Genomic DNA, 14653 nt, shown 5'->3' with positions numbered 1-14653 from the left:
CAGCGCGCGGTGCGCCACAGGTCTCCATCAATGATGTCCATCGTCTGCCGCGAATTCGCCGCTAACTTACCACAATGGGGGCCCGCATCGCCCCGGCGCGTAGGATGCGTCGGGTATACTGCGCCGAACCCAATCGCCCTGTCCGCCCGCTTCGACATGAATTCCAGCAAGCCTGCCGCCCTTCTCTCCGCGCTGCTCCGTGTTCGCGCTCCGCTCGTCGTCGCCGCCGTCGCCGCAGCCCTCGGCGCCGCGCCTGCAGGCGCGCAGACGCAGCCTGCGAAGCCCGCCGGCACGCGCGTCGCACAGGCCCAGCCCCAGCAGCCGGCGCCGCAAGGCCAGGCCTTCGAAGAGGAAATCGTTCCCCAGCGTTACGCGAACAACGCGAAGGTCGATGCGTTCATCGACGAGATGGTGAGCCGCAACGGCTTCGACTCCGCGAGCCTGCATGCGCTGTTTTCGCGCACCAGCTATTCGGCGACGGCGGTCAAGCTCGTGAAGCCCGCCGCGTCGCCGACGGTCAAGAACTGGCGCGTCTATCGCTCGCGCTTCATCGAGCCGATCCGCATCAACGCGGGCGTGAAGTTCTGGAAGGCCAACCAGGCGACACTGCAGCGCGCATCCGAGGAATTCGGCGTGCCGCCCGAGGTGATCGTCGGCATCATCGGCGTCGAGACGATCTATGGCCGCTACATGGGCAATTTCCGCGTGCTCGACGCGCTGACGACGCTCACGTTCGACTATCCGGAAACACCGAATCGCGACAGCCGCCAGGCAACGTTCCGCAAGAACCTCGAGGATTTCCTGGTCTGGACCCGCGACAACCAGCTCGACCCGACCACCGTGCTCGGCTCGTACACGGGCGCGATCGGGATTCCGCAGTTCCTGCCGAGCAGCATTCGCGAATATGCGGTCGACTTCGACGGCACGGGCCACGTCGATCTGCGCAGCAGTCCTGTCGACGCGATCGGCAGCGTCGCGAACTACCTGAAGCAGCACGGCTGGGAAACCGACCGCCCGGTGGTCTGGCAGATCACGCCCGATACGGGCAGCCTGGGAATCGCACAGGCCGCCGCCGACGGCCAGCCCGAACCGCACTGGGCGCTGTCGCAACTGATGCGCGCGGGCATGACGCTGAACGAACCGGCGGTCAACATCACCACCGAAGCCGGCACGCCGGTGACCGTGGTCGACCTGCCGTCGCCGGGGCGCGCGACCGAATACATGCTCGGTCTCAAAAATTTCTACGTGCTGACGCGCTACAACCGCAGCTTCTTCTACGCACTCACCGTGTATCAGCTCGGCGAGGCCGTGAAGGCGCAGATGGAAGCGAACGGCGCGCTGAAACCGGCCAACGCGGACGAGCAAGCGCAGTAAGCAACGCACCCGCCCAAACAAAAAACGCCGCAATTGCGGCGTTTTTTTATCGTGTGCGGGCCGGGCTCAGGCCGGGAACACGCCCGTGGACAGATAGCGGTCGCCGCGATCGCAGATGATGAACACGATCGTCGCATTCTCGACCTGACGCGCGATACGCATCGCGACTTCGCATGCGCCGCCCGACGAAATGCCGGCGAAGATGCCTTCGACAGCCGCCAGCCGGCGCGCCATCGTTTCGGAGGCGGCCTGGCTCACGTTTTCGACGCGGTCGACGCGGCTGCGATCGAAGATCGTCGGCAGATAGGCTTCCGGCCACTTGCGGATGCCCGGAATGCGCGAACCGTCTTCCGGCTGCGCACCGACGATCTCGATCGCGGGATTCTGTTCCTTCAGATACCGCGATACGCCCATGATCGTGCCGGTCGTGCCCATCGCCGACACGAAGTGCGTCACGCGCCCGTCGGTGTCGCGCCAGATCTCCGGGCCGGTCGCTTCGTAGTGCGCGACCGGGTTGTCGGGGTTGGCGAACTGATCGAGGATCACGCCCTTGCCCTCGCGTTGCATCTGTTCCGCGAGGTCGCGCGCCAGCTCCATCCCGCCCTTCACCGGCGTGAGGATGATCTCGGCGCCATAGGCCGCCATGCTCTGGCGGCGCTCGACCGACAGGTCCTCCGGCATGATCAGCACCATCTTGTAGCCGCGGATCGCCGCTGCCATCGCGAGCGCGATGCCCGTGTTGCCGCTCGTCGCCTCGATCAGCGTGTCGCCCGGCTTGATGCGCCCGCGCGCCTCGGCCTTGCCGATCATCGACAGCGCCGGGCGATCCTTCACGGAACCGGCCGGGTTATTGCCTTCGAGCTTCGCGAGCACCACGTTGTTGCGTGCGCGAATCTCGTCGTCCGGCAAGCGGACCAGTTGCACGAGCGGCGTATTGCCGATCGTGTCTTCGATAGTTTTGTAAGCCATGGAGATACCGTGAGTACGAGGCCGATCAATCGATCGATTGTAAACCAGCACCGCCGCTCGCGCCGGCAACCCCTTTGCGACGATGGAATACGCATGCCGCGCGATTCACGATCGCCGCGCACGCGGTGCGCACGCAAAAAACCCGCGGCATGCCGCGGGAAGCCGTCGCAATGACGGCGACTGAAGGAGCCCTTTGTCTGTCGCGCGCGGCGCGTTACTTCTGCGCGGTGCGGGCAGGTGCAGCGGCAGGCTTTGCGGCCGCCGGCTTGCCCGCGACTGGTGCGGCCGCGGTGCCTGAGCCGGCCGCGCCTGAGCCGGCCGCGCCTATCGTCAGCCCTTCCTGCTGAAGTCGCTCGACGGTATGGCCGCCCATGCCTTTCACGCGTGACGCGAGATCTTCCGCACTCCTGAACGGGCCACGCGCGCCGCGTTCGTCGAGAATCGCTTTTGCACGCGCCGGGCCGATGCCCTTGATGCCGACGAGTGCATCCTCGTTCGCGGTGTTGACGTCGACGGCCGCCCAGGCCGACGCGACTGCGCCGAGCATGACCGCTGCGGCAAACCATTTTCTGATCATGTGCTGGATCTCCGATGAAAACGGCCGGCGGCTGCCGACCGTGAGACCCAGTCTATCGATGCAACGCTTCCGTTTAAACCTGGCCGGACAGCCAACGCACGTAGCGGTCGACGCCTTCCTGCACGGTCAGGAACGGCGCGTCGTAGCCGGCCGCGCGCAGTTTCGTCTGGTCGGCCTGCGTGAAGCACTGGTACTTGCCGCGCAATGCATCGGGGAACGCCACGTATTCGATCAGTCCCTGCTCGACCTGCTGCGCGAGCGTCAGCGGCGGCAGGTTGTCGAGCGCGCGCAGCGTGTTCACGACCGTCGACGCGATGTCGTTGAACGGCTGCGCACGCCCCGTGCCGAGGTTGAAGATGCCCGACTTCTCCGGATGATCGAAGAAGAACAGGTTCACCTTCGCGACGTCCTCGACCGACACGAAGTCACGCGTCTGCTCGCCCGGTGCATAGCCGTTGTACTCGCCGAACAGCTTCACCTTGCCTTCCGCGCGGAACTGGTTGAAGTTGTGGAACGCAACCGACGCCATGCGCCCCTTGTGCGTCTCGCGCGCGCCGTACACGTTGAAATAGCGGAAGCCGGCGATCTGGCTCTTCGCGGTCGGCAGCACGCGACGGATCACCTGGTCGAACAGGAACTTCGAATAGCCGTACACGTTCAACGGCGCCTCGACGTCGCGCTCCTCGACGAAACGCGTCGAGCCGCCGTAGATCGCGGCCGACGATGCGTACAGGAACTGCGCGCCCTGTGCGAGGCAGGCGTCGAGCACCGCGCGGCTGTAGCGGAAGTTGTTGTCCATCATGTAGCGGCCGTCGGTTTCCATCGTGTCCGAACAGGCGCCTTCGTGGAACACCGCGCGCACCTTGCCGAAATCGCCGCGCGCGAAGCGTTCGACGAATTCCGTCTTGTCGAGATAGTCGTCGATCTCGCAATCGACGAGATTGCGGAACTTGTCGGCGCGCGTCAGGTTGTCGACCGCGATGATGCGCGTCTCGCCACGCTCGTTGAGCGCCTTGACGATGTTCGCGCCGATAAAACCGGCTGCGCCGGTGACGATGAGGGTCATGATCGTCCTGCCTGAAAAGTGCGAGCCACTCGTGCGACGCGCTCGTCGCGCCGCCGAATGCGCTCAGTGAAACAGTTCGTCGTAGTCCACCGTGGCCGTGCCGAGCTTGCCGACCACGATGCCTGCCGCGCGATTCGCGAGCACGACCGCGTCGACGAGCGGCACGCCTGCGCCGAGCATCGTCGCGACCGTCGCGATCACGGTATCGCCCGCGCCCGACACGTCGAACACCTCGCGCGCGAGCGCCGGTGCGTGCAGTTCGCCGGTAGAGGAAAAGAGCGTCATGCCCTCTTCCGAGCGCGTGAGCAGCAGCGCGTCGATGTCGAGTTCCGCACGCAGCTTCGCGACACGCGCGCGCAGATCGTCCTCCGATTTCCACTGCCCGACCACTTCGCGCAACTCCGCGCGATTCGGCGTGATCAGCGATGCGCCGCGGTAGCGCGCCCAGTCGTCGCCCTTCGGGTCGACGAGGACGGACTTGCCGGCCGCACGCGCCTTCTCGATCATCGTCGTGACATGCGTCAGGCCGCCTTTCGCGTAATCCGACATCAGCACGACGTCGTGCTGCGGCAGCAGCGCGTCGAAGCGCGCGAGCCCCGCGAGCAGCACCTCGTGCGTCGGCATTGCCTCGAAATCGACACGCAGCAGTTGCTGCTGGCGCGCGAGCACGCGCAGCTTGATCGTGGTCGGCAGCGCCGGGTCGCGCTCGAGATGCGGCGTCACGCCGCTGCTGCCGAGCAGCTCGACGATCCGCTCGCCGGGTTCGTCGCAACCGACGACGCACAGCAGCCCGGCCTGGCCGCCGAGCGTCACGGCATTGCGCGCGACGTTGGCCGCGCCGCCGAGCCGCTCTTCCTGACGCTGCACGTGGACGACCGGCACCGGTGCTTCCGGCGAAATGCGATCGACGTTGCCGAACCAGTAACGGTCGAGCATCACGTCGCCGACGACGAGCACGCGCGAACGTGCGAGCTGCTCGCGCGGCACCTGAACGACTTCGCGGGGAGTATTCATCGTACGGTCAACCACGGGTGGACGACTGGGGATCGACATACGGCCGGCCGATCGCGTAATAGTCGATGCCGAGTTCGGCCATCGCGTCCGGCTCGTACAGGTTGCGCCCGTCGAAGATCACCGGCGCCTTCAGTTCGGCCTTCAGGCGCGTGAAATCGGGGCTCCGGAATTCCTTCCATTCGGTCACGATCACGAGCGCGTCCGCACCCGTCACGGCGACGTCCTGCGTATCGACGAGATGCAGCCGTGCGAGTGCCGCCGCATCGTCGCCGAAATCCAGCGCGAACACGCGCCGCGCCTCGTCGACCGCGACCGGATCGTACGCGCGCACGGTCGCGCCGCGCTCGAGCAGCGCGGCGATCAAGCGGCGGCTCGGCGCCTCGCGCATGTCGTCGGTGTTCGGCTTGAACGCAAGGCCCCAGACCGCGAACTCGCGGCCGGTCAGGTCGGCGCCGAAGCGCTGCTCGATCTTGCCGATCAGCACGTCCTTCTGCGCATGGTTGGCCGCCTCGACGGCTTCCAGGATGCGCAGCGGCTGGCCGTTCTCGCCCGCGGTGCGAATCAGTGCCTGGACGTCCTTCGGGAAGCATGAGCCGCCGTAGCCGACGCCCGCGTACAGGAAGTGGTAGCCGATGCGCGGATCGGAGCCGATCCCGCGGCGCACGGCCTCGATGTCGGCGCCGACCTTGTCGGCAAGATTCGACATCTCGTTCATGAACGAGATGCGCGTCGCGAGCATCGCATTCGCCGCATATTTCGCGAATTCGGCCGAACGCACGTCCATGTAGATCGTCCGCTCGTGGTTGCGGTTGAACGGCGCGTAAAGCTTCTTCATCTTCTCGCGCGCGATCGTGCCCGGCTCGTCGTCGTCGACGCCGATGATGATCCGGTCCGGACGCATGAAGTCCTCGACCGCGGCGCCTTCCTTCAGGAACTCCGGGTTCGACACGACCGAGAAGCGATGCGCGACGCTGCCCGCGAGCCCGCGTGCGGCAAGCGCCTCGTCGACCACGCCGCGCACGCGCTGCGCGGTGCCGACCGGCACCGTCGACTTGTCGACGATCACCTTGAAGCCCGTCATGTGGCGGCCGATGTTGCGCGCGGCCTCGAGCACGTATTGCAGGTCGGCCGAGCCGTCCTCGTCGGGCGGCGTACCGACCGCAATGAACTGGATCTCGCCGTGCGCGACGCTCGCCTCGATGTCGGTCGAGAAGCGCAGGCGCCCTGCCGCGCGGTTGCGCGCGATGATGTCCAGCAGCCCCGGTTCGTGAATCGGCATGCCGCCGTTATTCAGGATGTCGATCTTGCGCGGATCGACGTCGAGGCAGAAGACGTCGTGACCGATCTCCGCGAGGCATGAGCCCGTGACGAGGCCGACATAGCCGGTGCCGATGATGGTGATTTTCATAGATGTTCCGGTACTTCCCGGTAATTGACTAACTTGGCCGCCGGGCCAGGCCCGGCGGCAACCACGGCGCGTGGGGCCCGCATGCCGGGATCAACCCGGCATCGCAGGCTCGACGCGACGCGGCGCATAGGTTTCCCAGCCGCTACAGCCCGGGCACTGCCAGTAGAAATTGCGCGCCCGGAAGCCGCAATTCTGGCACGTATACCGTGGCAGATTCTTGGTGCGCTGCTTGATCAGCGCGCGCATCATTTCAAGTTCCTTACGACGCGGTTCGTCGGCCGCCGCGATCTGCGCATCGAGCAGGTGCAGCATCCCCGACAGGTTCGGCGACTTCTCCATCTGCGTGCGCGCGAGCGTGTGCGCAGCATCCTGGCCGCGCAACCCCGCGATGTGCTGATACGCGATGTCGAGCAGGTCGTTCGACGGATAGCGGTCGACATAACCCATCAGCAGCGTCGCACCGTCGGCGTTCTTGCCGAGCGCGACATAGGCCTTCATCAGCTTGTCGGCGACGAGCGGCAGATACGCCGGGTTCTGCGCCTCGACGCGCTTCCAGTGCTCGATCGCGGCCGCGTGGTTGCCCTCCGCCTCCGCGGCATCGCCGGACAGGATCGTCGCGCGAACGTTCTGCGGGTTCACGGTCAGCGCGAGCCGCAACTGTTCTGCGGCCGCGGCGGCGTTCTTGCGCTGCAGTGCGTCCTGTGCGAGTTCGCAGTGAAACTGCGCGATTTCGGTGCCGAGCGGTTTGTCGCTCATCGACCCGATGCGCTTCGCGGTATCGATCGACTTGTTCCAGTCCTTCTCGATCTCGTAGATCGTCAGCAGCGCCCGCTGCGCGCCGAGCGCATAGTCGCCATCGGCGAGCTTGTGGAACGCCTCCTCGGCGCGATCGAGCAGACCGGCTTTCAGGAAATCCTGGCCGAGCTCGTACAGCGCGTGGTCGCGCTCGTTGACCGGCAGGTCCGTGCGGCTCAGCAGGTTCTGGTGCACGCGGATTGCGCGATCGGTTTCGCCGCGACGGCGGAACAGGTTGCCGAGCGCGAAGTGCAGTTCGACCGTCTCGGGGTCGAGCTTGGCGACCTCGATGAACGCGTCGATCGCCTTGTCGGGTTGTTCGTTCAACAGAAAGTTCAGGCCGCGAAAATACGATCGCGGCAGGTTGGCACTCTCCGACAGGAGATTCTTCAGGTCATAGCGTGACGCCGCCCAACCGAGCGCGAACGCGACCGGAATCGCGAGCAACCACCAGAAATCCAGATCCATGCGAAATATCGAAGCAGAGACGAAAACCGCGCGATTATCGCGCGGCGTCCGTGTTAAATGACGGGCGGCATCGGCGGCTGGTCGATGACGGCAGGCGTTTCGCGCGCCGCGCGCAGATCGCGCTTCAGGCGCCCGTTCTCGAGACGCAGACGGAAGATCGAAGGCAGCGCGGACAGCAGGCCGGCCAGCAGGCCCACGCCGAAGAACGCCAGGCCGATCAGGATCAGCGGCGCTTGCCATGCGTAGCCGGCAACAAAATTCAGCGTCGCGGTTTGCGTATTGGCCAGCGCGAGCACCAGCAGCAGTACGAATACCAATACCCGAATCAGCCAGACGATAAACTTCATGAAGCCCTCTCTTTGTTGAGGTTTGCCGCGGCGCGCGACTCCCCTTCGTCGCACCGAATCGACCCGTATTGTAAAGGAAGCGTTTCCGCGACTGCGCACATCCTGCGCGCCCCATTGCGCCGCGGTCACCGGAAATGAAAAAAGCGCCCGCTAGGGGCGCTTTTCTCTTCAGCCTTCGCCGGACAGGTTCCGGGCAAACCGAACGACGCTCAACGCTCGTCGTCCGGATCGTCAGCCTTCAGCGGCTCACCGGCGCGGCCGTCGACACGTTCACGCAATTCCTTGCCAGGCTTGAAGTGCGGCACGAACTTCTCGGGCACCTGCACTTTCTCCCCCGACTTCGGGTTGCGTCCGACGCGTGCCGGGCGACGGTTGAGGCCGAAGCTGCCGAAACCCCGAATTTCGATGCGATGCCCTTTCGCCAGGGCATCGGACATCGCATCGAGCATCGTTTTCACCGCGAAATCCGCATCCTTGAGGACAAGTTGCGGAAATCGCGATGCCAGCTGCGCGACCAACTCGGATTTGGTCATACTTCAGCAGACCTCGTGAGGCTTACTGGTTCTGGCCGTCGAGCTTCGCCTTCAGCAGCGCGCCGAGGTTGGTCGTACCGGTCGCAGCAGCGCTGGAGTCCGATTGCAGGCCGCGGATCGCTTCCTGTTGCTCGGCCGAATCCTTCGCCTTGATCGACAGGTTGATGCCGCGCGACTTGCGATCGATGTTGATCACCATCGCGTTGACCTTGTCGCCTTCCTTCAGCACGTTGCGTGCGTCTTCGACGCGATCCTGCGAGATTTCCGACGCGCGCAGGTAGCCTTCGATGTCGCCCGTCAGCGTGACGACCGCACCCTTCGCATCGACCGTCTTCACGACGCCGTCGACGATCGAGCCCTTGTCGTTCATTGCAACGTAGTTGCTGAACGGGTCGCCTTCGAGCTGCTTGATGCCGAGCGAAATACGCTCCTTCTCGACGTCGATACCGAGCACGATTGCTTCGACTTCGTCGCCCTTCTTGTACTTGCGAACGGCTTCTTCGCCGGCTTCGCTCCACGACAGGTCCGACAGGTGGACCAGGCCGTCGATGCCGCCCGGCAGACCGATGAACACGCCGAAGTCGGTGATCGACTTGATTGCGCCCGTGATCTTGTCGCCCTTCTTGAAGTTGCGGCTGAAGTCATCCCACGGATTCGGCTTGCACTGCTTCATGCCGAGGCTGATACGACGACGGTCTTCGTCGATCTCGAGGACCATGACTTCGACTTCGTCGCCCAGCTGGACAACCTTCGACGGAGCAACGTTCTTGTTGGTCCAGTCCATTTCCGACACGTGGACGAGGCCTTCGATGCCCGATTCCACTTCGACGAATGCGCCGTAGTCGGTGATGTTCGTGACCTTGCCGAACAGGCGCGTGCCCGACGGGTAACGGCGCGAGATGCCTTCCCACGGATCGTCGCCCAGTTGCTTGATGCCCAGCGAGACGCGGTTCTTCTCTTGGTCGAACTTGAGGATCTTCGCGGTGACTTCCTGGCCAACCGACAGGACTTCGCTCGGGTGACGCACGCGACGCCATGCGATGTCGGTGATGTGCAGCAGGCCGTCGATGCCGCCGAGGTCGACGAACGCGCCGTAGTCGGTGATGTTCTTGACCACGCCGTTGACGATCGCGCCTTCCTTCAGCGTCTCGAGCAGCTTCGCGCGCTCTTCGCCTTGCGTCGCTTCGATCACTGCACGACGCGACAGCACAACGTTGTTACGCTTGCGATCGAGCTTGATCACGCGGAACTCGAGCGTCTTGCCTTCGTACGGGGTCGTGTCCTTGACCGGACGCGTGTCGACCAGCGAACCCGGCAGGAACGCGCGGATGCCGTTGACCATCACGGTCATGCCGCCCTTCACCTTGCCGGTGATCGTGCCGGTGACGAGTTCGTTGTTGTCGAGGGCCTTTTCCAGCGACAGCCACGATGCAAGGCGCTTCGCCTTGTCGCGCGACAGGATCGTGTCGCCGTAGCCGTTTTCGAGTGCGTCGATCGCGACGGACACGAAATCGCCCGACTGCACCTCAACCTCGCCCTGATCGTTCAGGAATTCCTCGATCGGAATGTAAGCCTCGGACTTCAGGCCTGCATTGACGACCACGAAGTTGTGGTCGACGCGCACGACTTCGGCGGAAATCACTTCGCCGGCGCGCATGTCTTGGCGGGTCAGCGACTCTTCGAACAGAGCCGCAAAGGATTCGGTATTCGGGGTGGAGGTTTGCAGGTCGGACATAAAAATCTGATTGTGCATGGATCGCTGTGCCACGCCGGCCGGAATGGCAGGCTGAAAGGGCCAGATCGAGTTCCACACGGGGTTAAGGGTTCGAAACACGCTCCGCGCTTGCGACGCGGAGCACCTACCGCTGCCCGCCTTCTCAGGCGGGCTGGCCGAGCGCTCGGTACCACTGCAGCACCTGGTCGACTGCTTCATCAACCGAAAGTGCCGACGTATCGAGCAGCCTGGCATCTGCCGCGGGCTTCAGCGGCGCGGCCGCACGATTGCTGTCGCGCGCGTCACGTTCACGAAGATCCCGGAGCAAGTCATCTATATTAGCAGAAAAACCTTTTTGCATCAATTGCTTATGCCGCCTGGCCGCGCGTGCCTCGGCGCTGGCCGTCAGGAACACCTTCAGCACGGCGTCCGGAAAGATCACCGTACCCATGTCGCGGCCGTCGGCAACGAGGCCCGGCGTCTTGCGGAACGCGCGCTGGCGCGCGACGAGCGCGGTGCGCACGGGCCCGTGCACGGCAATGGCCGACGCGCGGTTGCCGACCGCTTCGGCGCGGATGTCGTTCGACACGTCGACGCCGTCGAGCTGCGCGCAGCCTTCGCGGAACGTGATGTGAAGGTCGTCGATCAGTTTCACCAGCGCGTCGATGTCCTCCTCCGCGATGCCGTAGCGCACGCTTGCGAGTGCCGCGAGACGGTACAGCGCGCCGCTGTCGAGCAGGTGGAAGCCCAGGTGCGCGGCAACGAGCGCCGCGACGGTGCCCTTGCCGGAAGCGGTCGGGCCGTCGATCGTGATGACGGGAGTCGGGTGAAAGGGTCGGGTCGATTTCATCGGAACAGTCGGGTCAGGCTTTGGCGAGCGCGGCGAAGCGGTCGAAATAGTCGGGGAACGTCTTGCCGACGCACTTCGGATCGTTGATCCGCACGGGCACGCCACCCAGGCTGACGAGCGAGAAGCACATCGCCATCCGGTGATCGTCGTAGGTGTCGATCGCCGCGTTCGGCGTGAGCTGTTCCGGCGGCGTGACGACGAGATAGTCGGGACCTTCCTCGACGATCGCGCCGACCTTGCGCAATTCGGTCGCCATCGCGGCGATGCGGTCGGTTTCCTTCACGCGCCAGCTCGCGATGTTGCGCAGCGTGCTCGTGCCTTTCGCGAACAGCGCTGCGACCGCGATGGTCATCGCCGCATCGGGGATCAGGTTGAAGTCCATGTCGATCGGCTCGAGCTTGCCGTGGTCGTGGCCGATGCCGCGTACGTCGATCCAGTCGTCGCCCATCGTCACGTTCGCGCCCATCTGCATCAACGCATTCGCGAAGCCGACGTCGCCCTGGATACTCGCGCGCCCCACGCCCTCGACACGCAGCGGGCCGCCACCAAGCGCGCCGGCCGCGAGGAAGTACGACGCGGACGACGCGTCGCCCTCGACCATGATCCGCCCCGGCGAGCGGTAGCGGACGCCGGCCGGCACGACGAAGCGCTGCCAGCCGTCACGCTCGACGACCACGCCGAAACGCTCCATCAGCCGGATCGTGATGTCGATGTACGGCTTCGAGATCAGTTCGCCGTCGACCTCGACGACGGTCCTGCCGTCCTTCGCCTTCACGAGCGGCAGCGTCATCAGCAGCGCGGTGAGGAACTGGCTCGACACGTCGCCGCGCACGCGGATCGGCGCATCGACCGAGATCGTCGCGGGCTTGATCCGCAGCGGCGGGTAGCCTTCGTTCAGTTCGTAGTCGATCTGCGCGCCGATCTGCCGCAGGCCGTCGACGAGATCGCCGATCGGCCGCTCGTGCATGCGCGGCACGCCGTGCACGCGATAGTCGCCGCCGTTCACCGCGAGCGCGGCAGTCAGCGGCCGCACGGCCGTGCCCGCGTTGCCGAGGAACAGGTCGGCCGTCTTCGCGGTGAACGCGCCGCGCGTGCCCGTGACGACGCAGGTGTCGCCGTCGCGCGCAAGCTTCACGCCGAGCTTGCCGAGTGCATCGAGCATCACGCGCGTGTCGTCGGAGTCGAGCAGATTGGTGATCGTCGTTTCGCCTTCGGCAAGCGCCGCGAGCAGCAGCACGCGGTTCGAGATGCTCTTCGAGCCGGGCAGGCGCACGGTGCCCGATGCGCTGGAGTAAGGGCCGAGATCGAGATAGTCCATGGGAATCGTCCTGTTATTTCTTGACCGGTTCGGCAGCAGGCGTGCCGCCGCGCTCCTGCCATGCCTTGCGTGCGGCGCGCGAACGCGTGAACACGGCTTCGAGCGCCGCGCCGTCGCCGGCGTCGATCGCCTCGCGCAGCCGCGTGAGCACGCGCGTGTAGCCGTCGAGTTCGTCGAGCAGCGCCGCGCGGTTCGCGACGCACACGTCGCGCCACATCTCCGGGCTCGACGCCGCGATGCGTGTGAAATCGCGGAAGCCGCCCGCCGCATACGAGAATTTCAGTTCCGCGTCCGCCTCGCCGAGGATCTGCTCGACCAGCGCAAACGACAGCAGGTGCGGGAGATGGCTGATCGATGCAAACACGCGATCGTGCTGCTCGGTGCTCATCGTGCGCACGTCAGCGCCGGTCGCGCGCCACATCGCGTCGATCCGCGCGACCGATTCGGGCGCGTTCTCCGGCAGCGGGCACAGCACGACGTTGCGGCCGACGTACAGGTCCGGCAACGCGGCCTCGACGCCGCTCGACTCGCGGCCGGCGATCGGATGTCCCGGCACGAACTGCGCGATCCGCGCACCGAGCGCTTCGCGCGCGGCCGCGACGACATCGGACTTGGTGCTGCCCGCATCGGTGACGATCGTCGCATCGGCGAGCCACGGCGCGATGCGCGCGAGCAACGGGCCCGTCTGCGCGACGGGGGCAGCCAGCAGCACGAGATCGGCGCCCGCAAGCGCGTCGCGCAACTGCGCGTCGTCGTCGAGCGCCGCCGCGCGGTCGATCACGCCGAGCGACAGCGCACGCTCGACCGATGCGCGCGAACGGCCCACGCCGACGATCTCGCCCGCGCCGCCCGGCGCGCGCTCGCGCAGCGCGCGGGCCAGCGATCCGCCGATCAGGCCGACACCGAAGATGACCAGTTTGTTGAATGCAAAGCCTGACACGACAAGAGCCAAGTTACGCGTGCGGAACGACGCCCCGCACACGGATTTCCAGATTCCGGGCAACGGGCCCGCACCCGGCGCAACCTGCCCCGGATGCCGCCCGAACCCGCCTTCGGCAGCGCCGACCGGCCTGCCCTTGCCCGCCTGGCCGCCACGCCTGCGCGAGCAGGCGACGGGCCGCCGCGCGTCAGCGTGCGCTCGGATACGAACCGAGTATCTTCAGGAACGCGGCCTTCTGGCCGAGTTCCGCGAGCGCGGCCGCGACCGCCGCATCGTCGCGGTGCCCTTCGATGTCGATGTAGAAGTAGTACTCCCACGTGCCGACGCGCGCCGGACGCGACTCGAAGCGCGTCATCGACACGCCGTGCCGCGCGAGCGGTTCGAGCAGCTTGAACACGGCACCCGGCTCGTTCTTCACCGACACGATCAGCGACGTCTGGTCACGACCGCTTTGCCCGGCCGGCTGCTTGCCGACGATCACGAAGCGCGTGCGGTTGTGCGGATCGTCCTGGATCAGCGAAAACGCGATCTGCAAGCCGTAATGCGCGGCCGCGCGGTCGCCCGCGATCGCCGCGACGGTCGGATCGGCCGCTGCGAGACGCGCGGCCTCCGCGTTGCTCGCAACTGCCTGCCGCTCGAGCTGCGGCGCATTCGCCGCGAGCCACTGCTGGCATTGCGCGAGCGCCTGCGCATGCGCACAGACGCGCTTCACGCCATCGAGCGTGCCGCTCTGCGTGAGCAGGTTGTGGTGGATGGGCAGCGCGAGCTCGCCGCTGATCAGCAGCTGCGTCTGCAGCAACAGGTCGAGCGTGCGCGACACGGCCCCTTCGGTCGAATTCTCGACCGGCGCGACGCCGAACGCGGACGCACCGGCCTCGACCGAACGGAACACCTCGTCGATCGACGGGCACGGCAGCCCTTCGATCGACTGGCCGAAATACTCGAGCATCGCCTGTTCGCTGTACGTGCCGACCGGCCCGAGGAACGCGACGTGGATCGTCTGCTCGAGCGCGCGGCTCGCCGCCATGATCTCGCGCCAGATTGCGCTGATGTGCTCGCTCGCGAGCGGCCCCGCGCTCATGTCCTGCAGCCGCGCGATCACCTGCAGTTCGCGCTCCGGCCGGAACACCGGCGCATTGAAATGCTTCTTGACCTCGCCCACCTCCAGCGCCACCGCGGCGCGCTGGTTCAGGAGCGCGATCAGCTGCGCGTCGATCGCGTCGATGCGATCGCGCAGCGGTTTCAGGCGGGAATTCAGTTCGTCGTCCATGCGTTTTGCC

Annotated in this window: 14 protein-coding genes; 1 reads left to right on the top strand and 13 read right to left on the bottom strand. The window is 65.8% G+C overall.

Annotation, left to right across the window (positions count from 1 at the left end):
• Positions 1 to 30 precede the first annotated feature (30 nt).
• Positions 31 to 1374: a lytic murein transglycosylase B gene (gene mltB / locus ABD05_RS10875; protein ID WP_082146085.1), complete on the top strand. Its 1344-nt coding sequence runs from the start codon at positions 31 to 33 to the stop codon at positions 1372 to 1374.
• A gap of 66 nt (positions 1375 to 1440) precedes the next feature.
• On the opposite strand, the gene cysM is transcribed toward mltB, so the two are convergent.
• From cysM to pheA, 13 genes are all read right to left on the bottom strand, one after another.
• Positions 1441 to 2343, bottom strand: a complete 903-nt coding sequence (gene cysM / locus ABD05_RS10870; protein ID WP_047900126.1) for a cysteine synthase CysM — start codon at positions 2341 to 2343, stop codon at positions 1441 to 1443.
• Positions 2344 to 2557: 214 nt separating this feature from the next.
• Positions 2558 to 2920, bottom strand: a complete 363-nt coding sequence (locus tag ABD05_RS10865) for a ComEA family DNA-binding protein (protein WP_047900125.1) — start codon at positions 2918 to 2920, stop codon at positions 2558 to 2560.
• A gap of 73 nt (positions 2921 to 2993) precedes the next feature.
• Positions 2994 to 3986 (bottom strand): ADP-glyceromanno-heptose 6-epimerase, encoded by a 993-nt coding sequence (gene rfaD / locus ABD05_RS10860; protein ID WP_047900124.1) that lies wholly within the window; start codon positions 3984 to 3986, stop codon positions 2994 to 2996.
• A 63-nt stretch (positions 3987 to 4049) separates the two neighbouring features.
• Positions 4050 to 5000: a D-glycero-beta-D-manno-heptose-7-phosphate kinase gene (gene rfaE1 / locus ABD05_RS10855; protein WP_053059933.1), complete on the bottom strand. Its 951-nt coding sequence runs from the start codon at positions 4998 to 5000 to the stop codon at positions 4050 to 4052.
• A 7-nt stretch (positions 5001 to 5007) separates the two neighbouring features.
• The gene (locus tag ABD05_RS10850) at positions 5008 to 6408 is read right to left on the bottom strand and encodes a UDP-glucose dehydrogenase family protein (protein ID WP_047900123.1); all 1401 of its coding nucleotides are present in this window, start codon (positions 6406 to 6408) and stop codon (positions 5008 to 5010) included.
• 90 nt (positions 6409 to 6498) lie between these two features.
• Positions 6499 to 7671 carry a lipopolysaccharide assembly protein LapB gene (gene lapB / locus ABD05_RS10845; RefSeq protein WP_047900122.1) on the bottom strand — a complete coding sequence of 391 codons (1173 nt, stop codon included), beginning with the start codon at positions 7669 to 7671 and terminating at the stop codon, positions 6499 to 6501.
• Positions 7672 to 7724: 53 nt separating this feature from the next.
• On the bottom strand, positions 7725 to 8018 hold the full coding sequence (locus tag ABD05_RS10840) for a lipopolysaccharide assembly protein LapA domain-containing protein (protein ID WP_047900121.1): 294 nt from the start codon (positions 8016 to 8018) through the stop codon (positions 7725 to 7727).
• A 209-nt stretch (positions 8019 to 8227) separates the two neighbouring features.
• Complete coding sequence (locus ABD05_RS10835) at positions 8228 to 8551, bottom strand: integration host factor subunit beta (RefSeq protein WP_006486894.1); 324 nt, start codon at positions 8549 to 8551, stop codon at positions 8228 to 8230.
• 22 nt (positions 8552 to 8573) lie between these two features.
• Positions 8574 to 10286: a 30S ribosomal protein S1 gene (rpsA, locus tag ABD05_RS10830; RefSeq protein ID WP_011544885.1), complete on the bottom strand. Its 1713-nt coding sequence runs from the start codon at positions 10284 to 10286 to the stop codon at positions 8574 to 8576.
• Positions 10287 to 10428: 142 nt separating this feature from the next.
• Entirely contained in the window at positions 10429 to 11115 is a 687-nt protein-coding gene (cmk, locus tag ABD05_RS10825) for a (d)CMP kinase (RefSeq protein ID WP_047900120.1), read from the bottom strand.
• Positions 11116 to 11128: 13 nt separating this feature from the next.
• Entirely contained in the window at positions 11129 to 12433 is a 1305-nt protein-coding gene (gene aroA, locus ABD05_RS10820; RefSeq protein ID WP_047900119.1) for a 3-phosphoshikimate 1-carboxyvinyltransferase, read from the bottom strand.
• Between the two features lie 13 nt (positions 12434 to 12446).
• Positions 12447 to 13373 (bottom strand): prephenate dehydrogenase, encoded by a 927-nt coding sequence (locus tag ABD05_RS10815; RefSeq protein WP_047900118.1) that lies wholly within the window; start codon positions 13371 to 13373, stop codon positions 12447 to 12449.
• 187 nt (positions 13374 to 13560) lie between these two features.
• Entirely contained in the window at positions 13561 to 14643 is a 1083-nt protein-coding gene (gene pheA / locus ABD05_RS10810) for a prephenate dehydratase (RefSeq protein WP_047900117.1), read from the bottom strand.
• Positions 14644 to 14653 lie beyond the last annotated feature (10 nt).

This window comes from Burkholderia pyrrocinia, assembly GCF_001028665.1.
GTDB classification, from domain to species: Bacteria; Pseudomonadota; Gammaproteobacteria; order Burkholderiales; family Burkholderiaceae; genus Burkholderia; species Burkholderia pyrrocinia.
The sequence above is the reverse complement of the archived record's forward strand: the minus strand, read 5'-3'. Positions and strand labels throughout refer to the sequence as shown.

Coding starts and splice junctions, on each gene's coding strand:
- ABD05_RS10850 (WP_047900123.1), bottom strand. CDS start 6,408: ATGAAAATCACCATCATCGGCACCGGCTATGTCGGCCTCGTCACGGGC.
- cmk (WP_047900120.1), bottom strand. CDS start 11,115: ATGAAATCGACCCGACCCTTTCACCCGACTCCCGTCATCACGATCGAC.
- ABD05_RS10840 (WP_047900121.1), bottom strand. CDS start 8,018: ATGAAGTTTATCGTCTGGCTGATTCGGGTATTGGTATTCGTACTGCTG.
- pheA (WP_047900117.1), bottom strand. CDS start 14,643: ATGGACGACGAACTGAATTCCCGCCTGAAACCGCTGCGCGATCGCATC.
- cysM (WP_047900126.1), bottom strand. CDS start 2,343: ATGGCTTACAAAACTATCGAAGACACGATCGGCAATACGCCGCTCGTG.
- mltB (WP_082146085.1), top strand. CDS start 31: ATGATGTCCATCGTCTGCCGCGAATTCGCCGCTAACTTACCACAATGG.
- rfaD (WP_047900124.1), bottom strand. CDS start 3,986: ATGACCCTCATCGTCACCGGCGCAGCCGGTTTTATCGGCGCGAACATC.
- rfaE1 (WP_053059933.1), bottom strand. CDS start 5,000: ATGAATACTCCCCGCGAAGTCGTTCAGGTGCCGCGCGAGCAGCTCGCA.
- aroA (WP_047900119.1), bottom strand. CDS start 12,433: ATGGACTATCTCGATCTCGGCCCTTACTCCAGCGCATCGGGCACCGTG.
- ABD05_RS10835 (WP_006486894.1), bottom strand. CDS start 8,551: ATGACCAAATCCGAGTTGGTCGCGCAGCTGGCATCGCGATTTCCGCAA.
- rpsA (WP_011544885.1), bottom strand. CDS start 10,286: ATGTCCGACCTGCAAACCTCCACCCCGAATACCGAATCCTTTGCGGCT.
- lapB (WP_047900122.1), bottom strand. CDS start 7,671: ATGGATCTGGATTTCTGGTGGTTGCTCGCGATTCCGGTCGCGTTCGCG.
- ABD05_RS10865 (WP_047900125.1), bottom strand. CDS start 2,920: ATGATCAGAAAATGGTTTGCCGCAGCGGTCATGCTCGGCGCAGTCGCG.